Origin of the sequence: Taylorella equigenitalis ATCC 35865 (assembly GCF_000276685.1) — a bacterium.
In the GTDB taxonomy this organism is placed as follows: domain Bacteria; phylum Pseudomonadota; class Gammaproteobacteria; order Burkholderiales; family Burkholderiaceae_B; genus Taylorella; species Taylorella equigenitalis.
Window position 1 is genome coordinate 1,149,673 of record NC_018108.1, and the last position, 19,816, is coordinate 1,169,488.

Annotated in this window: 19 protein-coding genes and 1 pseudogene; 6 read left to right on the top strand and 14 right to left on the bottom strand. The window is 35.8% G+C overall.

Going from position 1 to position 19,816, the window contains the following annotated elements; translation table 11 throughout:
- Nucleotides 1-3: 3 nt before the first annotated feature.
- From KUI_RS05250 to KUI_RS05260, 3 genes are all read right to left on the bottom strand, one after another.
- Entirely contained in the window at nt 4-1,857 is a 1,854-nt protein-coding gene (locus KUI_RS05250; protein WP_225972082.1) for a transferrin-binding protein-like solute binding protein, read from the bottom strand.
- An 86-nt stretch (nt 1,858-1,943) separates the two neighbouring features.
- The gene (locus KUI_RS05255; protein WP_014840468.1) at nt 1,944-3,101 is read right to left on the bottom strand and encodes an ABC transporter substrate-binding protein; all 1,158 of its coding nucleotides are present in this window, start codon (nt 3,099-3,101) and stop codon (nt 1,944-1,946) included.
- Nucleotides 3,102-3,120: 19 nt separating this feature from the next.
- A complete protein-coding gene (locus tag KUI_RS05260; protein WP_013521252.1) occupies nt 3,121-5,454 on the bottom strand; it encodes an AAA family ATPase in 2,334 nt (777 codons plus the stop codon).
- Nucleotides 5,455-5,553: 99 nt separating this feature from the next.
- Between KUI_RS05260 and KUI_RS05265 the strand changes: the two genes are divergently transcribed.
- Together KUI_RS05265 and KUI_RS05270 are read left to right on the top strand one after the other, a co-directional pair.
- Complete coding sequence (locus KUI_RS05265) at nt 5,554-5,784, top strand: cold-shock protein (RefSeq protein WP_013521253.1); 231 nt, start codon at nt 5,554-5,556, stop codon at nt 5,782-5,784.
- 10 nt (nt 5,785-5,794) lie between these two features.
- Nucleotides 5,795-6,226 (top strand): DUF192 domain-containing protein, encoded by a 432-nt coding sequence (locus tag KUI_RS05270; RefSeq protein ID WP_013521254.1) that lies wholly within the window; start codon nt 5,795-5,797, stop codon nt 6,224-6,226.
- On the opposite strand, the gene KUI_RS05275 is transcribed toward KUI_RS05270, so the two are convergent.
- From KUI_RS05275 to KUI_RS08225, 3 genes are read right to left on the bottom strand one after another with little or no spacing between them, the layout of a single operon-like run.
- Complete coding sequence (locus tag KUI_RS05275) at nt 6,227-7,168, bottom strand: hydrogen peroxide-inducible genes activator (protein ID WP_014840469.1); 942 nt, start codon at nt 7,166-7,168, stop codon at nt 6,227-6,229.
- 13 nt (nt 7,169-7,181) lie between these two features.
- Nucleotides 7,182-9,224 (bottom strand): ATP-dependent DNA helicase RecG, encoded by a 2,043-nt coding sequence (gene recG / locus KUI_RS05280; protein WP_014840470.1) that lies wholly within the window; start codon nt 9,222-9,224, stop codon nt 7,182-7,184.
- A gap of 3 nt (nt 9,225-9,227) precedes the next feature.
- A complete protein-coding gene (locus KUI_RS08225) occupies nt 9,228-9,614 on the bottom strand; it encodes a Rid family detoxifying hydrolase (protein WP_013521257.1) in 387 nt (128 codons plus the stop codon).
- 143 nt (nt 9,615-9,757) lie between these two features.
- Here KUI_RS08225 and KUI_RS05290 point away from each other — a divergent pair, with 143 nt between their 5' ends.
- From KUI_RS05290 to KUI_RS05300, 3 genes are all read left to right on the top strand, one after another.
- Nucleotides 9,758-10,771 (top strand): extracellular solute-binding protein, encoded by a 1,014-nt coding sequence (locus KUI_RS05290; RefSeq protein WP_013521258.1) that lies wholly within the window; start codon nt 9,758-9,760, stop codon nt 10,769-10,771.
- Between the two features lie 68 nt (nt 10,772-10,839).
- Complete coding sequence (locus KUI_RS05295) at nt 10,840-12,507, top strand: ABC transporter permease (RefSeq protein ID WP_014840472.1); 1,668 nt, start codon at nt 10,840-10,842, stop codon at nt 12,505-12,507.
- The gene (locus KUI_RS05300; RefSeq protein ID WP_014840473.1) at nt 12,500-13,270 is read left to right on the top strand and encodes an ABC transporter ATP-binding protein; all 771 of its coding nucleotides are present in this window, start codon (nt 12,500-12,502) and stop codon (nt 13,268-13,270) included. The genes KUI_RS05295 and KUI_RS05300 overlap by 8 nt, the downstream gene beginning before the upstream one ends.
- Before the next feature lie 308 nt (nt 13,271-13,578).
- Here the strand turns inward: KUI_RS05300 and KUI_RS08360 are convergent, their stop codons facing one another.
- From KUI_RS08360 to rph, 8 genes and pseudogenes are all read right to left on the bottom strand, one after another.
- On the bottom strand, nt 13,579-13,827 hold the full coding sequence (locus KUI_RS08360; protein ID WP_225972083.1) for a DNA cytosine methyltransferase: 249 nt from the start codon (nt 13,825-13,827) through the stop codon (nt 13,579-13,581).
- Nucleotides 13,828-13,899: 72 nt separating this feature from the next.
- Complete coding sequence (locus KUI_RS08365; protein ID WP_197718092.1) at nt 13,900-14,106, bottom strand: hypothetical protein; 207 nt, start codon at nt 14,104-14,106, stop codon at nt 13,900-13,902.
- Nucleotides 14,085-14,189, bottom strand: coding sequence for a hypothetical protein (locus KUI_RS08655; RefSeq protein ID WP_197718093.1), 105 nt, complete (start codon nt 14,187-14,189; stop codon nt 14,085-14,087). The genes KUI_RS08365 and KUI_RS08655 overlap by 22 nt, the downstream gene beginning before the upstream one ends.
- Nucleotides 14,190-14,250: 61 nt before the next feature.
- Nucleotides 14,251-14,778, bottom strand: a pseudogene (locus KUI_RS08375) (DNA cytosine methyltransferase); the annotation flags it as partial.
- 83 nt (nt 14,779-14,861) lie between these two features.
- Complete coding sequence (glnA, locus tag KUI_RS05315; protein WP_013521265.1) at nt 14,862-16,274, bottom strand: type I glutamate--ammonia ligase; 1,413 nt, start codon at nt 16,272-16,274, stop codon at nt 14,862-14,864.
- A 54-nt stretch (nt 16,275-16,328) separates the two neighbouring features.
- Nucleotides 16,329-17,513 (bottom strand): radical SAM family heme chaperone HemW, encoded by a 1,185-nt coding sequence (gene hemW, locus KUI_RS05320; protein ID WP_013521266.1) that lies wholly within the window; start codon nt 17,511-17,513, stop codon nt 16,329-16,331.
- A complete protein-coding gene (gene rdgB / locus KUI_RS05325) occupies nt 17,494-18,090 on the bottom strand; it encodes an RdgB/HAM1 family non-canonical purine NTP pyrophosphatase (protein ID WP_013521267.1) in 597 nt (198 codons plus the stop codon). The genes hemW and rdgB overlap by 20 nt, the downstream gene beginning before the upstream one ends.
- Nucleotides 18,090-18,845 carry a ribonuclease PH gene (gene rph / locus KUI_RS05330; RefSeq protein ID WP_013521268.1) on the bottom strand — a complete coding sequence of 252 codons (756 nt, stop codon included), beginning with the start codon at nt 18,843-18,845 and terminating at the stop codon, nt 18,090-18,092. Before rph ends, rdgB begins: the two co-directional genes overlap by 1 nt.
- 60 nt (nt 18,846-18,905) lie before the next feature.
- Between rph and KUI_RS05335 the strand changes: the two genes are divergently transcribed.
- Nucleotides 18,906-19,814, top strand: a complete 909-nt coding sequence (locus KUI_RS05335) for a YicC/YloC family endoribonuclease (protein WP_014840474.1) — start codon at nt 18,906-18,908, stop codon at nt 19,812-19,814.
- Nucleotides 19,815-19,816 lie beyond the last annotated feature (2 nt).

Genomic DNA, 19,816 nt, shown 5'->3' on the forward strand with positions numbered 1-19,816 from the left:
CTCCTATTTAAGCGTTTGACGCTTAGCACCAAAAACAACGGCAGCTTTACCGTTACTCTTATCGTTTGAGTTAAATGACCCACCCATTTCTGATGCATCTGGACCGTAGAAAGCACCTGTCACAGTAGCATCCACGACTTTAATTCTATCTGAAGCACCAGTTGAAAGTGGATCTATATTTAACCCATTAGTATCAACGGTATTAGCTTTACCTGTAAATCCATTTTTTTCAATATCGGCTGTAATTTTGAAGGCTGCTGAAGTACCGTTTGTAGCAATAAGAGATCCGTTAATTTTTCTATCTGCAAAATTAACATCAAATTCAGCTCTGTTATTTCCTGCAACTGCACCTTTTGGATTAGGATGATCTCCATTTACTTTTCCAGAACTACCCTCATAGAATGAATCCCACGCACCTACATATTTAACTTGTCCTTCTGACGGGATTTTTGAAGTTGGTGTACGTTCGCCTTGAATATATAAATTGCTTTTAGTTTCTTTATCTTTTTCAACAATATCTAAGCTACCAAACTTAACGTAATCGAGGTTAGTACAACAAATACTTTTATCTAGTTTTAATTTATCTGAAACTTTAATATTTCTATCATCTTGAAGTAGTGAAAAAGAACGACCATCAATTACGATTCTAGTTGCATCTCCAAAATTATCAATATCTGTAACTTCAAGCGATTTTTTATTTATTAATTTTGCATCCAATATCTTATCTAGACTTATATCCTTAGATTGATCTTTTAAATCTGGATGATTTCTACTTGCTCCAAATACTCCCACTAAAGATTCATCAGTAGTTGCAAATCTCCCACCTAACTCTTCAGCGTTTGGACCATAAAAGCCACCCTCTAGAACTGCATCTTTTCCAAAAAGAGGATGTTCTTTTTTACTTGCAACAGCATCACCTACAAATCTATTGCCTTTAACATCAGCTTTAACTGCATATCTTAGAACTTTCTCCTGAGCATTGTCTTTTACAATGGAATTTCTATATAAGTTACCTGTGAGTTTTTTAGTTCCAAAATTTACTTCAAATTCACTGGTATGACCGTACTCTACCTTCTCGTAACTGTTTTTATCGTGCTGGACGGCCTCATGAAATGACAAGGCTCCTACACGATCACCTGGTTTGTAGGCAAACTCGCTATTAAATTCATACTTTATACGACTTGAGTCATCTACTGCATCAGTAACATAGTCCCAAGTACCCTTATATTTAATTGTTTTCTCTACTGGCAGATTAACTGATGGATTATCCCCTTGCATAAATAAATAAGCCGTAAAGTCATAAAAATACTTTTCAGGAGTTTTTCTATTTATGCCTGAACCCTCTGCAAATGCATAACCTGCAAATACATGATTCATATAATCACGTTTTCTAGATTCCTTATATTTATCATGAGAGTGCAAGAAAAACGTATAGTTGTCCTGTGCTATTTTCTTAAGTTCAGCTTCATGAGGAATATTAGTTAAAGAGCCGTCTTCTTTCTTTTTAATATTATGTTTTTTGAATACTAAGCTGTCTAATTTTATGGGTGCTCTTTTCTCAACTGTTTTAGGATGAAAATTTCTCAATGGCACCTTTACTTCAAACCCTGAAACTGGCTCGGATAATTTAGTTAACTCTTTTGCATCTGGTCTTTTGATTGCATTAGGGTCATCTTGAAATTTCTTTGGCTTAGGTGGTTGTGGTGGCAATAAATCCTTTGGGTAAAAGGCGTCATTTGCTTTAAAACTTCCACCCCCACAAGCTGTCAATATAGCAATAAATGGTAAAGTTACTACATATTTCATAAATAATTGTTTCAGTTGATAATAATAAGAACTATTATCATTATTATTCATAAAATTGTCAAGAAACTGTAAAAAACCCCAATTTCGGCTCTACACCTACTTTTGGGGCTAATGAAGTATTAAGGTTTGAAATATTTCTATTGGGTTCCGCCAAATACAAATTTGCCGTCTTTAATAGTACCCATAACAGCCGCCCTATCATCAAACCCTTGATGGTTTTTTGAGCTTATGTTTAGAACACCATTTGGTACAGTAAGTTCTTTAGTATTTTGGATTTCATCCCTAAGTTTAGTTCTAAATTCAACTGTCCCTGGTTTCATCCCTGAATCTAAAGCACGCTTTACAGCACCATCAAGCACCATATAAGCTCCATATGCATCTCCAGCAAATTGAGTCGTAGTATTAAGCCCATTAACTTCTTCGAATTTAGTTGTAAAATCGAGGGCTACTTTTTTAACTTCATTTGAATCTGGCAGTGTACGAGCAACAACTCCAGGACCCGTTGGAAACAGAGTATTTTCTACGACTTTTCCACCAATTTGCAAAAATTCTAAAGTTCCAATTCCATGAGTTTGATAGATTTGACCCTTATAACCTCTTTCATGCAAAGCACGTTGAGGAAGAATAGCTGGAGTGCCAGCACCTGCAATTAATACAGCCTCGGGGTTTGATGCAATAAGTTTCAAAACTTGAGCGGTCACAGATGTATCTGTTCTTTGGAAAGCTTCTCTAGCTACTATTTCAAGTTTCCCCTCAGATAATTTCGAAAATTCTTTAAACCAATTTTCTCCATATGCATCTGCATACCCTATGAACCCTATTTTTTTATAGCCTCTACTAAGCATGTCTTTTACTAAAACATCAGCCATAAGTGTATCGTTTTGAGGCATTTTAAAAGCCCAAGTTCTGTTAGAATCACTTTGAGGTTCAACGATTGTTGAGTTAGCTGCCAAAGCAATCATAGGAGTTTTTGTCTCTGCCAATGTCTCAAGGTATGCTAAAGCAGAGGAAGTTAAATTAGGTCCGACTATAACATCTACCTTATCCTCGTTAATTAACTTACGAACATTTTTAACAGAGCGACTCACATCTGAACCATCATCTAAGATAAGCCATCGAAGCGGTTCTCCACCAACAGTTTTTGGCCACAAGTTGATGGCATTTTGAGATTGAATACCGATAGCAGCAGCTGGACCAGTATTAGACAAAATAACACCAACAGTAACCTCTGCAGAAACTGCAAGAGGAGTAAGCATCACAGCAGTGATACTTAATCGCTTCATAAAAGACTTCATCCTTTCTCCTAAAAGGTGGTTAAAAAATAAGCTCGTCTTTATTAAAAGACTCACTTGAGAAATTAAAAACATACTTATCAAATTCATCGAGATCAACAGATACGTACCCTCCTTCTGACAATGAGCCAAAAAGTAACTCATCAGCTACAGGTTTACGTATATGTTCCTCAATATATCTATACATCGGACGAGCACCTAAAAGCTTGTCGTACCCATTTTTAGCGATGTATTTTCTAACTTTATCAGAAAAAATTATATTTACACCCTTATCTTTTAGTTGGTGGGTAAGTTCCAACAAAAATTTATCCACTACTCTAAGAATTGTCTCTTCATCTAAATGGGCAAATGGAATAATTGCATCTAAACGATTACGGAATTCAGGAGTAAAGAACTTATTAACCTCAGGGATTACATCTATTGCGGAATTGTTATTTGTAAAACCTATATTATTTGTTAATTTTTCAGAACCTAAATTGCTAGTCATAACTAAAATGCAATGATTGAAATTTAATTTCCTACCAACACTATCCGTTGCATACCCAGTATCCATAATTTGTAAAAGTAAATTAAATATCGATGGATGGGCTTTTTCAATTTCGTCTAAAAGCAAAACTGAGTAAGGATATTTAAGTATTTCTTTTGAAAGCAAACCCTGGTCTCTATATCCAATATAACCTGCTGAAGTACCAAGTAATTTGGTTACACCCATCTCAGTGTTGTACTCTGTCATATCAAAGCGAATTAATTTAATTGAAAGCATCTCGGATAACTTTTTAACTAATTCAGTTTTACCCACACCCGTAGGACCTACAAATAGAAAACTACCAATTGGACCGCTACTTTTACCTAAACCAGAACGATTAAGTTTTATAGAATCTACGATTTTGCGGATTGCGGTCTCTTGACCAAATATTAGTTGAGAAAGATCTGAATAAAGATTTTTAATCTTTTGCTTATCATTAGTAGACACTTCTATCTCAGGCACTTTTGCAAGGATTGATACCATTTTTTGAACATCAGATACATCTACAGATTTTGCCATAGAGTTCTTTATCCTAACGTAGGAACCCGCCAAGTCTAATAAATCAAAAGCTTTATCAGGAAAATGCTTATCTGCCATATACCTTTGAGCCAAATTGACACATGCTTCCAATGCGGCCTCGGTGAAATTTAATTTATAAAAATTGGAGTATTGATCTAATGAGTTTTTCAATATCTCTAATGTAGCTTCCTTACTAGGTTCATCCACATTTATAACTTGAAATCTACGTTTTAGTGCTGAGTCCTTACTGATAGAATTTTCATACTCTTGAAAAGTCGTAGATCCTATACAACGAATTTCCCCTGAGCTTAGAACAGGCTTTAACATATTAGCCGCATCTAAATTCTCATTACTTATTGATGTTCCAGCTCCAACTATAGTGTGTATCTCATCGATATATATAATTGCATTCGGAATTTGTTTGATTTCTTCTACTAGACCTTTTAGTCTCATTTCAAATTCCCCTCTTAACTTAGAGCCAGCTAGAATGCCTCCAACATCAAGGCTAAAAATAACTGATTCAGAGAGAAATTCAGGAACTTCCTTTGAGTGAATTAAATAAGCTAAACCTTCAACTATGGCTGTTTTACCTACACCAGCTTCTCCCAAAAGCAATGGATTTCCTTTTTTTAATCTACCCAAGCAATGAATAAGCATTTCGGTTTCTACTTCTCGCCCATATGCTTTGCGAATTAAACCTTTTTCAACTAGTTCGTTCAAATTAACGGCAAATTTTTTAATTAATTCAAAATCCTCTGGGGCCTTATTTTTATAGTTGGATATATCATCGTTGTAGACTCTTTCATTATTTGAACGAGATTTCTCATTTTTTTTATTTGGATTCTGTTTGTATTTATAGGGGTTATTTTTAATATTGAATTGTTTAAAAATAGTTCTAACGGGTTCATTAAAAAATTCAGCATCAACGAATTTTTCAACTAATAACAAACAAACTTCCTTAGATTCACAAAGAATATTCAGGTAATTTAAATACACATATTCATCTGAATAGTCTTCCATTTGCCCGTTAAACCAGTTTGAATCTAGTTTTTTAATAATCTTTTGAAGTTCTTCACTAGGTTCAAGTTGTTCATTATGTAGAGATTCTCTTTTTTCACCGTAAGAAAGAAAATTTTCAACCTTCTGGATTAATTCATTTGTATCAAGAGATACGAACGAGAGGCTCTCTCTTACAGAATCTTTCCTAAGCAATGCAAGCAACAAATGACATGCAGTTACATACTTAGAATTAAGCATAAGTGCTTCGGTAAAAGCCTCGGTTAATAATTGGTTTAGAATAGAATTTTTCATAATGTGTAACACCTGTACATATTAGTAAAATTGCTAATTGAACAAATACATATATAATTCATAATAATCTCTATTTTTAAACTTGTTAGTAGGTAATTAATGACTGAAGTTTCTAGCAATAGTAATAGAGTAACTGGTACTGTTAAATGGTTTAACGATACCAAAGGTTTCGGATTTGTAACTCCTGAAGGCAGTAACGAAGATTTATTTATTCACTTCTCATCAATTCAGATGGAAGGTTTTAAAACTTTGAAAGAGAATCAAAAGATTTCTTTTGAAATTACTGAAGGTCCTAAAGGTAAACAAGCTATTAATATTCAACCAGCTTAAGTAATTATATATGACCCACAAACTTATTAAAAAATTCTCCCTTTTCTTACTTTTTGTGGGTCTTATATCCCCTGTTTATGCTGACCCAGCACAAAAAACACTTATTATCAACGATTCCAAATTATCAGTTGAAATTGCAGATACTCCTAGTTCTCAACAGCTAGGTTTGATGCATAGAGAGACATTAGATCCTAATCATGGCATGCTTTTTGTATTTGAAGAGCCGCAAAAATTATGTTTTTGGATGAAAAATACGCTCATTCCCCTAAGCATTGCCTACATAGATCAAAATTTTAAAATAATCGATATTTTGGATATGCAACCCTTAGATGAAACCCCTATATGTGCAAAGCAGGATGCACAGTACGCCCTAGAAGTTAATCAGGGCTGGTTTAAACTGAATAATATAAAAATTGGCGATCTTATTGGTATTTCTAAATAATCACGAGTATTTAGATTTACTTAAAAATTCAACTCCACCTATAAAACTAGTTTTTATGGCTTTTACTAAAGCTTCTATAGCCTTAGTTCTGGGAAATGTTTTTCTATATACTACGCCCACTTCCCTACAGGCAGAGGTCTCTTCAATATCTACGAATTTAATATTATTGAGATCCTTACCTTCATGTACAACACTTTTTGGTACTAAAGTTATACCTAGCCCAGCTGAAACCATATGTAGAATTGTGTGAAGCGAAGAACCTTCAAAAGATCTTAGGGCTCGCTCCTTAGGATTATTTAAGTACACTTCTGGCAATGATTTTATTATTTGGTCTCTTAGGCAATGACCCGCACCGAGTAGCAGCATGGTTTCCCTTTGAACCTCTTTAATGGATATTAATTTTTTATTTGACCACGGATGATTATTATTAAGGGCTAATACAAAATCTTCCTTGTACAGAGGAATATACTCAAGTTGTGGTTCGTCGATTTTTTGCGTAATTGCCATAATTGCACAATCGATTTCATTAGTTTTTAATCTATCAAATAATTGAGTTGTAAATTCTTCGTATAGTACCAATGGAATTTGGGGTGCTACCTCTCTAAGCCTGCTTATAAGCTTGGGCAATATATAAGGAGCCACCGTATAAATTATCCCAAGTCGCAATGGTCCGACTAACGGGTCTTGTCCTCTAGTAGCTGTATCATAAATATCATCACAGGCCTCGATGACTCTCTGAGCTTGATCTACTATTCTTTGTCCAATCGGAGTGGTAGTTATTTCACCTGACCCTCTCTCAAAAATAACTACATTTAACTCATTCTCCAGTTTTTTAATAGCTACTGAAAGTGTGGGTTGACTAACATTCATTGCCTCTGCTGCACGAGCATAATGTTTAGCCTTATACACTGCCAATACATATTTGAGTTCCATAAGTTTCATAAAGTATCTCCAATTAAGACCTTAATAGTTCTTCTTTTCCAAATGTCCATCTATCTATGTGATTTTGCACCAAGTCAGGATAGTTTCTGATAAGATTTTTTGCCTCATCTCTAACAAATTCCAAAGTGGCGGTATCTACTTGAATTTGGGCGAAACGAAGCATTGCCACCCCAGATTGCTTCTGTCCAAGAAGTTCACCAGGACCTCGAATTTCAAGGTCCCTGCGGGCGATTTCAAAGCCGTCAGTAGTTTCATACATCGCCTTTAAACGCTCTTTTCCAACTACGGTAAGGGGCTCTTGGTAAATCAAAATACAAGTAGATGAATTTTGACCGCGACCAACCCTTCCTCTTAGCTGATGTAACTGGGCTAATCCGAATCGCTCTGCATGTTCTATAACCATAATCGAAGCATTTGGCACATCAACTCCAACTTCAATTACAGTCGTTGCTACTAAAATTTGACATTCATTGTCTTTAAATTTTTGCATGATATCGTTTTTTTCGGATGATTTTAGTTGTCCATGAACCAGTCCTACTTTTATATCTGGCAATAAATTTCGAATCCAATTATACGTATCTACAGCTGATTGAAGTTGCAGAGCCTCACTTTCCTCGACCAAAGGACAAACCCAATACGCCTGCAGTCCTTTTTTTACTTCGTCTCTTATATGAAAAGCAACCTGATCACGCCTCTCTTTTTTAATAAGTTTAGTCAGAATTGGTGTCCGACCAGGAGGGAGTTCATCTATAGTAGATACATCAATATCAGCTAAATATGACATAGCTAAAGTTCTAGGTATGGGAGTGGCACTCATGCTTAATTGATGAGGTATATACTCACCCAATTCACCCTTTTTATTCAAAGTCAATCTTTGGATAACTCCAAACCTATGTTGCTCATCAACTATCAACAACCCTAAGTTAGCAAATTCAACTTTCTCTTGAATTAAAGCCTGAGTCCCAATAACGAAATTAGCAGTTGATTTTAAAATAGCCTCATATACTGAATTTTTCTCTTTTGCAGAGAGGCTTCCATAGAGTCGCACAATTTCAATTCCTAGAGGATTAAACCACTTACTAAGTTTAAGATAATGCTGCTCAGCTAAAATCTCCGTCGGAGCCATGAGGGCAACCTGATATCCATTAGATATAACTAAGGAAGCGGCTAAAGCTGCGACAATAGTTTTACCACTTCCAACATCACCTTGTAGCAACCTATTCATAGGTTTTGGCTTTTTTAAATCCTCAGTTATTTCCGATATAACTCTTTTTTGAGCACCAGTTAACTCTAATAAAAATTCATTAATAACGCCCTCAAACAAAGACCTATCATTTAGTTCCAAGGGAATCGCTTTTAACTGCTCTCTTTTATCTCTAGCCAGCTGTAAAGTAAGTTGCTGTGCTAATAGCTCATCAAAAACTAAACGATGCCACGCAGGATGAGTTTTATTTTCTATACTTTTCGCTTCACTTAATTTTGGATTATGTAACGTAAAAATAGCTTCTTCAAATGCTGGAAGTGAATATTTGTTTAAGATTTGGGGTGGCAATGTATCCCTAAAATCACCGTTTGTCTTTGCTAACTCAAGATTAAGTTTTATTTTTTTCCGTAAAACATCTTGAGTAAGACCTGCTGTAGTTGAGTAGATAGGCGTCAGATTAGCTGGCAATGGATCTGTAATTTTTTTTATCTCAGGATGAATTATTGTGCATCCCCATTTAGGGCTTCCTTTAACTAATCCTCTTACTCTAACAACAGGACCTGATTTTAAGTAACCCACTAAATTAGGGTAAAAGTGTATCCAACGTAGAGACAGAGTTCCAGAATCATCACTGAGGGTAGCTGTTAAAGTTTTTTTATTCCCGTAGGATATATCAACATCATATATCCGTCCTTCAAATTGTTGCTTTAAATCTGGTTGTGCTTGAGATATGGGTGTAATGACAGTCTCATCTTCATATCTTAAAGGTATCCAAAGTGCAAAGTCTATAGGTCGAATAAGACCCAACTTTGCAATTTTGTTATCAATAGAAGCCTGAGATGTTCTAGCCATAACTTAAAAAACTGCAATAGCCTCGGCTTCGAAAAGTGCACCTTTAGGAAGCTCAGAAATCTCCACAGTAGATCTAGCAGGAAATGGCTGATCAAAAAATGATTTCATAATTTCATTAACAATAGAGAAGTCTTTAAGATCAACCATAAAAAGTGTCAGCTTAACTATATTATTAAGATCTCCACCTGCTTCTTTTACTATTTCTCTTATATTTTCAAATACTTGCTTTACTTGGTCTTCTAGAACATCTGAAATTAGATTATTTGTTCCTGGTACAAGACCAATTTGTCCAGACATATAAAGTGTCTTAGTTGATTCAATAAGCACCCCCTGCGAATATGGTCCTATAGCCGCAGGAGCAAGTTCAGTCTGAATTATTTTTTTGTTCATAAGTAAGTCCTTGTTAATTAACTTAATTTTATATTATTGGCATAATAATTAAAAACTTTAAACATAAAAAATTGACAACAATTTCAAAAGAAATTATTATTGCGATTGAAAATCATTCTTATTTACAAAAGGTCAATTTATATATGAATTTCAAAAACATTTTAAAACCCGTGGTTTTAGCCTTGTCTTTAGGTGCTGCTAGTGTACAAGCTGCTGATGTTGTTAATATCTACACTACTCGTGAACCAGGGCTATTAAAACCTATTCTTGAAGCATTTGAAAAAGATACAGGAATTAAAGCTGAGACAGTATTTGTAAAAGACGGTCTAGCTGAAAGGGTTGAGAGTGAAGGTGACAAATCTCCAGCTGATGTTTTGATGGTAGTGGATATTTCTCAACTTACAAATTTAGTTGAACGTGGTTTAACACAACCTACAGACTCAAAAGTATTAACAGAAGTTATTCCTGAACAGTACCGTGACCCAAATAACCATTGGTTTGCATTATCCTTAAGATATCGAGTTTTATATGCACGTAAAGACATGCCTTTAGATTCGTTTAACTACGAAGATCTTGCAGATCCTAAATATAAAGGTCGCGTATGCATTCGCTCAGGCAAACACCCATATAATGCTACTCTATTCGGTGCGATGATTGCTCATAATGGCGTAGAAGAAACAGAAGCATTCCTTAAAGGCGTTAAAGCTAACTTAGCCCGTAAAGCAACTGGCGGTGACCGTAATGTTGCTAGGGATATCTTAGGTGGTATTTGTGATTTAGGTTTCGCAAACTCTTACTACGTCGGAAAAATGTATGCCGATCCTAAACAAAAAGAATGGGCTGAAGCAATTAAAGTTATTAAACCTACTTTCAAGAAAACTGGCGGTACACACGCAAATATCTCTGGAGCTGCTGTAGCTAAGTATGCACCAAATAAAGATAATGCCGTTAAACTTCTTGAGTACCTAGTTGGACCTACAGCTCAAGAGATGTACGCTAAAGTTAACTATGAACACCCAATTCGTGCAGGCGTAGCACCAGACCCTATTATTGCTGAATTCGGAGAGTTCAAAGCGGATACATTGCCACTTATCGAAGTGCCAAAACACCGCAAAACTGCAACTGAAATTGTAGAAAAAATTGGTTTTGATGACTAAATCCTAAATTTGAATGCGTGTACAAAGGGATGAGTCTATCATCCCTTTGTTTTTTGTATACTTACGAAATGCCAAAATTAAAAAGAAATAACTATCATTCAAAGTTGACTTGGGTCGCATATGTAGCAACCGCTATCGTGTTATTACCTATTGCCTCCCTATTATTGATATCTATTTTTGGCGACTTTAGTGAGTGGTCTCACCTATTACGTTATTCCCTTCCAAATACAGCTTTAAATACTGTTTTGCTATTAATAGGGGTCGCAATATTTGTAGGAGCTGTTGGTACAGGTGCCGCATGGCTGACTGCTGCTTACATTTTCCCAACTAGAAATATATTGATATGGGCTATGTTATTGCCATTATCAGTGCCATCTTACATTATGGCATTCTCATATCTAGATCTAACTCATACTCTTGGACCAATTCAGAGTACTATTCGAGATATTTTAGGATACTCCTCTCCCAGAGACTTTAGATTACCAGATATCCGCGACATGGGTATTTTTGGAGCCGTAATAGTACTTGGGCTATCTTTGTACTCATACGTCTATTTAAGTGTTAGAGTCATGTTTATGAGTCAATCGGCAAATTTAATTGAAGCTGCTAGGACCTTAGGGTGTAGTCCATCACGAGCTTTTATGCGGGTTATGTTACCAATGGCCCGTCCAGCAATTGCAGTTGGTATAAGCCTAGCATTGCTCGAAACCTTAAATGATATAGGAGCCTCTGAGTTTCTAGGCATCCAAACGATGACTGTTTCGATTTATACAGAATGGACTACCAAACATAACATGCAAGCAGCTGCTCAGATTGCGATGGTTATGTTGGCAGTAGTTACCGTTATTCTTTATATAGAAAGAATCAGCAGAAATCGTCAAAGATATTCAAACACACAAAAATTAAAGCCTATAGAACCCGTTAGGCTTCATGGCTATAAAGCTCTGTTAGCTATATTTTTTGGATGGTTACCTATTATTGTAGGTTTCTTCTTCCCTGCTTCGTACTTAACCTATGAAACCTATATACGTATCGGAAATTACGGTAGAGTTTCATCTGACTTGTTCGATGCTACATTTAACACATTTATATTAGCTTCTATTGCCACAGTAATTACAGTATGTTTAGGTCTTTTGATAGCATGGGTTGTACGAAATCCAAGATATAAATTTGGAAAAATTCTAGTTAGACTAGCTACTATAGGGTATGCCGTACCTGCTTCAGTAATATCAATCGGATTAATCTATCCGCTTGGTCATATAGATGATTTCCTAAGCTCAGTAATTGAGTATTTTACAAGTGCCCCTCCCCAACTATATATAACTGGAAGTATTGCGGGGCTTGTGATTATTTATGTAATCCGTTTCTTGTTAATTAGTACTGGTGGGCTTGAAGCAGGACTTTCAAGAATACCGATATCGCTAGATAATGCAGCTAGTTCACTCGGAATGAAGTCAAATAGAACTTTTTTTAAAGTGCATCTGCCTCTCTTAAAACCCGCATTAGGTTCGGCGGCATTATTAGTTTTCGTAGATTCAATGAAAGAACTATCAGCCACCCTACTACTTAGACCTTTAAGTTTTGAAACCCTTTCAACTTGGCTATATGCTGAGGCTGCTAGAGAAACCTATGAAGAAGGTGCTATTGCCGCTTTGCTTATAGTTCTCGTAGGTATATTGCCTGTTATATTTTTAGCACGCCCTCATTTAAGGCATGCAATTAATGATCATGAATGATACTAATAATTTCCAAAATATTCTTGAAGTCCGTGATTTAAAGCTTGGATATGAAGTAGATAATAAGTTTAAAACTGTTATCCAAGATCTAAACTTTGATCTAGAAAAAGGCGAAATAGCTTGCCTACTTGGTCCTTCTGGGGGAGGCAAAACTACCGTATTACGTGCAATTGCAGGTTTTGAGCCTGTTTACGAAGGTACTATTTTTGTAGATGGAAAATGCTTTTCTCGAAAAGGTGAAATGGTTCCTCCTGAAAAACGTCAGATAGGTATGATGTTTCAAGACTATGCTTTATTTCCCCACATGGATATAAAGCAAAATGTTTCATTTGGTCTATACAAACTGCCTAAATCTCAGTCTAAGGAAATAACTAAAGATATGCTTAATCTAGTTGGACTTTCTGAGTATAAAAATAATTTTCCTCATGAGTTAAGCGGTGGCCAACAACAACGTGTAGCTTTAGCAAGAGCATTGGCACCAAATCCCAAATTATTATTGTTGGATGAGCCATTTTCTAACCTCGATGTAGATACTCGAGAAAAACTTGCATTGGACGTGCGCAAGATTTTAAAAAATAAGGGTATGAGTGCAATTTTAGTCACACATAATCAAGTTGAAGCATTTGCTTTTGCGGATAAAATCGGTATTATTAACGATGGTAAACTTGTTCAGTGGGGCACTCCTGAATCATACTTAAATTGTGCAGATGAAAAAATTAAAAGCTATATACGCAAAGACGTAGTTCAAGCATACGATAGATAGAAAAAAGCCCCAACTAAATGGGGCTTTTTAATTCATACGTAAAGATACGTATTTAAATTTTGGTTGAGATTGTTTGTAGTGAAAATAATTTTTTTATTTTTTATGAACAAATATATAGTTACCAAATTTCTCGAAATAGTTCGAATAAAAAGTATTGAATTCCTTATAGAAGAATTAATTTTAGCTTGGCAGGACTATGAGATTAGCAATGATACATATCAGAATAGAATTAGTTTCTGGCTAAAAAAAGTGAAATCCTTTTTAAAGATACACCTAGTATCAATCCAGAAATAGAATTCCTTGACAATTTATTCTTCAAAGTAGGTAGGCCATAAATCTTCAAGTCTTTTTGCAATGTGAAAACCCAATAATGGAGGCACAGCATTACCTATAAGTTTGTAAACCTTAGAACCAGAAATTCCATTATTACCTGACTTAACGAATGAATAATCATCAGGAAAATTTTGAATTCTTGCACATTCACGAATTGTTAAACGTCTTTCAATCATGCCTTCATTTAGTTCTTTGATATATTTACCACCGTTTATTTCAGACAACCTTCTAAATTCAATATTTCCATGATGTTCTGATCTGATTGTAGGTGATATTCCATCCAGGTTGATTTCAATTTACCCTTGAAGTTTTCTTCCAAGGTACTTAGCCTTAGAATAAATTTTCTGATCTTCATCTTCTGCAACATCAGGTTCAAGCAAACCATGCAGAACTTCAGAAATTTTTACATAAGGTTTAAGATTTTCATAAAACTGCTTAGAATGAGTAATAAGTGGGTAAGGATCTAAATCCAAATTTTTATCTAAATTTTCAAGTTTGGACAATATACCATTTGACAGAGATTTTTTTGAACACCTATAAAAATTACTTTTTCTCTACTTTGCGAAACACCAAAATCAGCTGCCATAAAAATTCTTGATGGAAATACTAAATACCCCCATCGGATATATTCCTAAAATCAGATTCGATTATTTTTTTGCATCCCCAAGACTTATTAATCCTTTAACATTTTCAGCAACAAATATCTTTGGTTCTGTAATTCGTATGACTTCTCTCATCCATATATATAAATTACCTCAATTTTCTAAACATGGAGAATCAATAACAATGCTTTCATTAGAGTGGCTCATTTTCGAATTAAAACCTAAATGTTTTCCAGATACAGAAAAGTCCTGACATGGGAAGCCACCTGTCAAAACGTCTATAGAGTCAGGAATTTTCTTTAGTTCAGAATTGTGTGATTTAACAAGTTCAACAATACTTGCTACTTTAAATATAGATGGGTCACGGCGAAAATAGTTATCCCAAACTATTTTCGCATCTGGTTTTATGTCATTTGCAAAGACAGTCTTAAACCTTGTCTTTGGTAAAAGAATATGTGTCTTATCTAAATCTTTAATTTTCCAATGGGGGTGAACATTTATGTTGTATTGGGATTTAAGAATAGGAAATCCTCCTTCAAATCCCAAATCTAACCCACCACAACCTGAAAAAAGCGAAAGTACATTTAAACTTTTACTTTCTCAACTTACTTTTAATGAATGATTAGATTTTGAAGACTCATATTTCATTTAATCAATTATAAAGAGTAGTAAAGATCGAATTCTACAGGATGAGTAGTCATTCTGAGACGATTAATTTCCTGCTCTTTTAAACCAATATAAGCATCAAGCATTTCATTACTAAACACACCACCTTTTGTGAGAAACTCTCGATCTGCATCTAGAGCTTCAATAGCTTGCTCTAAAGATGAAGCTACAGTAGGAACTAATTTATCCTCCTCTGGTGGCAAATCATATAGGTTTTTGTCAGCTGGATCTCCCGGATGGATTTTATTTTGTATTCCATCTAAACCTGCCATCAAAAGTGCTGCGAATGCAAGATATGGATTTGCTAAAGGATCAGGGAAACGAGCTTCAATACGACGTCCTTTAGGGCTACTTGAGTATGGAATACGAATAGAAGCAGAACGATTACGTGCAGAATAAGCAAGTTTAACTGGCGCTTCGAAATGTGGTACTAAACGCTTATATGAGTTAGTTCCAGGATTCGTAATAGCATTTAAAGCACGAGCATGCTTAATAATGCCTCCGATATAAAACAGAGCTGTATCTGAAAGACCGCTATAACCATTACCGTGGAACAGATTTTCGCCATTTTTCCAAATCGATTGGTGAACGTGCATGCCCGAACCATTATCTCCGACAATTGGTTTAGGCATAAATGTAGCTGTTTTACCGTAAAGATAGGCTACATTTTTAACTGTATACTTAAGAATTTGGTTCCAGTCAGCTCTCTGCACAAGAGTACTAAACTTGGTACCAATTTCAAGTTGCCCAGAATTTCCGACTTCATGATGATGAATTTCAACTGGAACGCCCTGCTCTTCAAGAATAGTACACATCTCAGAGCGCAAATCGCCGAATGAGTCGACAGGTGAAACAGGAACATATCCACCTTTAACACGTGGTCTATGACCAGGATTTTTACCCTCCATATCCAAAGCATTCGAACTTGCAGCTTCATCAGAAGAAATCTTAACGAAGCGACTATACATATCATCATGCCAAGATACACCATCAAAAACAAAAAATTCAGGTTCTGGCCCAAAAAATGCCTTATCTCCTATACCAGAAGATTGCAAATAATGCTCTGCTCGTCTAGCAATTGAGCGTGGGTCACGATCATAACCTTGAAGGTTTGTCGGATCTACCACATCGCATGTCATAACAAGAGTTGGGATTTCTCTGAAAGGGTCAATTCTGGCTGATGTAGAATCAGGCATAAGTAACATATCCGATGCCTCAATCCCCTTCCATCCAGCAATTGATGAACCATCAAATGGCTGACCAGACTCAAATCGGTCTTCGTCAAGCTGATGTGATGGAATAGTGATGTGGTGTTCTTGACCAAGAGTATCAGTAAACCTTAGATCAACAAATTTCACTTCCCTTTCGCTAATAAGATTTAGGATATCATCTATAGAAAACATACACTATCTCCGTGAATAATCTTATATTGTTTCATTTTTTTTAAACCAATTCAATTAAATAAGAAAAATTTCTTGTAGGTTGTTTAAATATTTCCACCCTAAATCGGTGGCTTTAAATTCTAATGGATTTTGGGATAGTAATCCCTTATCGACCGCCCTTTTAATATTTGGCAATGCAACCGCCATCGAAACACCACAACGCTCTTCAAAATAGTTCGTAGGGACACCATCTTTTAGTCTTAAAGCATTCAACATAAACTCAAAGGGAAGCTCCTCAACCTTAAGCTCCCTATGCTCAATAATTTGTGCACCCTTTTGATCTGACATGCACTTTTTTATCCACTTAATGGGATGCTTTTCTCTAACCTCACGAATTATCTTATCGGGAAAACTTATTTTACTGTGAGCACCAGGACCAATACCCACATAATCTCCAAACTCCCAGTAATTCCGATTATGGATGCATTGCCACCCATCAAGGGCGTAGGCTGATATTTCATATCGCTTAAATCCACGCAATGCTGTGAGCTCATGAATCATTTCTTCCATATCGATAATCTCATCCTCAGAGGGTAATATTTTTGGAGGAAATTTAGAAAATAGTGTATTTGGCTCTAACGTCAATTGGTATAGCGAAAGGTGTTTAGACTCTAACTGAAGGGCAAGAATTATATCCTCTTCACATTCTTTTAAACTCTGATCGGGCAGAGCATACATAATGTCTAGATTAAAATTATCAAAAAATTTTTTTGCTATTTCACAGGCATTTATGGCACTTTGCGAATCATGAACACGGCCCAGTGCTTGTAAATTTTTATTGTTAAAACTTTGTATTCCGATTGAGAGTCGATTAATCCCTGAAGACCTGTATGCTGCGAATTTTTCAGACTCAAATGTAGCTGGATTGGCCTCTAAAGTAATTTCTATTTCCGAAGATATATTTAGTAAATTTCTTAAAATTTGAAGGATGCGGTCTATCGTTTTTGTTGAGAGAATGCTAGGCGTACCCCCACCGATAAATACCGATATGATTGAACGCCCCCATATATGCGGGAGATTGTATATCAAATCCTCTTCCAGTGCCTTAAGGTACTGTTCTTCGGGCAATTCAATTTCCGTAGTCTCATGTGAATTGAAATCGCAATATGGGCATTTTCTAATACACCAAGGTGTATGGATGTAGATGGATAGGGGTGGCAATGCCCCTTTAAAACCAATCCTAGGTGATATTGCTTTCATTTAAAAGCTTTAAGAGGGTTTGCATAGCCAAACCTCTATGACTAAGTTTATTTTTATATTCAAGATCAAGTTCTGCTGCAGTTTTACCTAAAGAAGCTATATAAAAATAAGGGTCGTACCCGAACCCGCCATCACCACGAGGTTTATTAATAATTTCTCCATACCATCGAGCATGTGCCACTAATGGACTTGGATCATCATGTGAACTCAGCCAAACTATATAACAGACATAGTAAGCAGTACGGTCAGATATATTTTTAAGTTTCTCTATTAACAGAAGATTATTTGCTTCATCTTGATCTATACCTTCAGGATTTTTACTAAATCTAGCAGAATACACTCCAGGAGCTCCATTTAAAGCAGGCACTACAATACCCGAATCATCTGCAATTGCAGGCAATCCAGTTTCTAATGATGCATGTCTAGCTTTTTTAAGTGCATTTTCTAAAAAAGTACTATATGGTTCTTCGCAGCTTTTTACTCCAAGTTCGCCCTGAGAGACGATATCAAAACCATCAAGTAGTTTTGAAAATTCTCGAATTTTGCCTTTGTTGTTTGAAGCTATTACTACTTTCATTATGTTTTTAGATTTAAATTAGAAATGCCAAGACTTTCAAGCTGTACCCTAAGAAGTTGATCGCACCCAAATTGAGCCAAATCCAAAAGCTGATTCAACGAATCTCTAGAAAAAGTTTCACCCTCTGCAGTACCCTGAATCTCTACAAAAGTTTTATTTGATGTCATCACCACATTTATATCAGATTCACAATTGGAATCCTCAGAATAATCTAAATCTAAAAGCAAGCCATCACCAACCACACCAACAGAAATGGCAACGATTTGTTGATGTATAGGATTACTTTGAATCAATCCTCGCTCAATGCACTTATTAATAGCATCGTATAAAGCAACCCAAGCTCCCGTAATGCTTGCACATCTAGTCCCTCCATCGGCCTGTATTACATCGCAATCAATATGAATACTTATCTCACCTAAAGCCGCAAGATCGATACAGGCCCTTAGACTTCTTCCAATCAGTCGTTGAATTTCTTGGGTACGACCAGTTTGTTTTCCTTTTGAAGCTTCGCGATCCATCCTGTCGTGAGTTGCTCTTGGGAGCATGCCATACTCAGCCGTCACCCAACCAGTTCCCTGTCCCTTTAAAAATGGGGGTACCTTTGGCAATACGCTTGCATTACACAATACATGAGTTTGACCTACCTTAATTAATACAGAACCTTCTGCATATGGTGTGTAATTCCTCGTTATAGAAACATTGCGTATTTGGTTGTTTGAGCGACCATCTGACCGATTTTTCAATGATTCTGACATATGAGTCCTATAGGATTGATTTAGTACAATCAATTTTAACTAATCTAAACTAGGATAATCATGATTTTTAGCATGACAGGGTTTGCAACCAATGCGAGCCAAAATTCGGTATTTACCGTTGAGATCAAAAGTGTAAATAGCAAATATCTAGATATTAATCTTAAGCTTCCTGAATCAATTAGATACTTAGAGCAAACTATACGCGATAAGATAACCCAGAAAATTTTACGTGGAAAGCTAGAACTCCAAATATCAAAAAGTAATTTCGCCGAAGAGGAGAATTCGATGATTGATATTGATATTGCCACCAAAATCAATGATGTGTACAAAAAGATAAAATTGATGGTGCCTGATATGCAAGCACCAACTTTTAAAGAGTTGTATGAGTTAAGTCAGACTTTCAAACCTAAAAACATTCAAAATCATGATGAATCCTTAATCTTAGGACTTATCGATGAATTATTGGAGCAGTTTTTGGATTCTCGAAGACGCGAGGGAAGCCGTTTGGCTCAGATTATGCTTGATTATGTTATGAAAATTGAAAGCATTAGAGATCAAATAGTAGCTAAAATTCCCGTTATAACTAGGGAAGTTAACGAAAAACTTGCAATCAAAATTCAAAATATATTGGAAGAGCTAAATCCTAAAGGGATTGAAGGTCTGTCTAAAGATGAAATTAACAGTAGGGTAGCACTTGAAGTGGCCACTCTTTTGGTTAAAGGCAATATAAATGAGGAACTAGATCGGTTGCAGACACATTGCCACGAGATAAAATCTATTTTAAGTTCAGATGAAGCCTCAAAATCCAACCAAAGTAATGGTAAAAGATTGGATTTTATATATCAGGAGATGAACCGAGAAATCAACACAATAGGGTCAAAATCTAGTGACACCTCCATAACCAATCATGTGATTGATCTTAAAGTATTGGTCGACCAATTACGTGAGCAGTCCTTGAATCTGGAATAAGG

Coding starts and splice junctions, on each gene's coding strand:
- KUI_RS05275 (WP_014840469.1), bottom strand. CDS start 7,168: ATGAAACTTATGGAACTCAAATATGTATTGGCAGTGTATAAGGCTAAA.
- rph (WP_013521268.1), bottom strand. CDS start 18,845: ATGTCAGAATCATTGAAAAATCGGTCAGATGGTCGCTCAAACAACCAA.
- KUI_RS05270 (WP_013521254.1), top strand. CDS start 5,795: ATGACCCACAAACTTATTAAAAAATTCTCCCTTTTCTTACTTTTTGTG.
- recG (WP_014840470.1), bottom strand. CDS start 9,224: ATGGCTAGAACATCTCAGGCTTCTATTGATAACAAAATTGCAAAGTTG.
- hemW (WP_013521266.1), bottom strand. CDS start 17,513: ATGAAAGCAATATCACCTAGGATTGGTTTTAAAGGGGCATTGCCACCC.
- glnA (WP_013521265.1), bottom strand. CDS start 16,274: ATGTTTTCTATAGATGATATCCTAAATCTTATTAGCGAAAGGGAAGTG.
- KUI_RS05290 (WP_013521258.1), top strand. CDS start 9,758: ATGAATTTCAAAAACATTTTAAAACCCGTGGTTTTAGCCTTGTCTTTA.
- KUI_RS05265 (WP_013521253.1), top strand. CDS start 5,554: ATGACTGAAGTTTCTAGCAATAGTAATAGAGTAACTGGTACTGTTAAA.
- KUI_RS05250 (WP_225972082.1), bottom strand. CDS start 1,857: ATGAATAATAATGATAATAGTTCTTATTATTATCAACTGAAACAATTA.
- KUI_RS05295 (WP_014840472.1), top strand. CDS start 10,840: ATGCCAAAATTAAAAAGAAATAACTATCATTCAAAGTTGACTTGGGTC.
- rdgB (WP_013521267.1), bottom strand. CDS start 18,090: ATGAAAGTAGTAATAGCTTCAAACAACAAAGGCAAAATTCGAGAATTT.
- KUI_RS08655 (WP_197718093.1), bottom strand. CDS start 14,189: ATGGCAGCTGATTTTGGTGTTTCGCAAAGTAGAGAAAAAGTAATTTTT.
- KUI_RS05300 (WP_014840473.1), top strand. CDS start 12,500: ATGAATGATACTAATAATTTCCAAAATATTCTTGAAGTCCGTGATTTA.
- KUI_RS08225 (WP_013521257.1), bottom strand. CDS start 9,614: ATGAACAAAAAAATAATTCAGACTGAACTTGCTCCTGCGGCTATAGGA.
- KUI_RS05260 (WP_013521252.1), bottom strand. CDS start 5,454: ATGAAAAATTCTATTCTAAACCAATTATTAACCGAGGCTTTTACCGAA.
- KUI_RS05335 (WP_014840474.1), top strand. CDS start 18,906: ATGATTTTTAGCATGACAGGGTTTGCAACCAATGCGAGCCAAAATTCG.
- KUI_RS05255 (WP_014840468.1), bottom strand. CDS start 3,101: ATGAAGTCTTTTATGAAGCGATTAAGTATCACTGCTGTGATGCTTACT.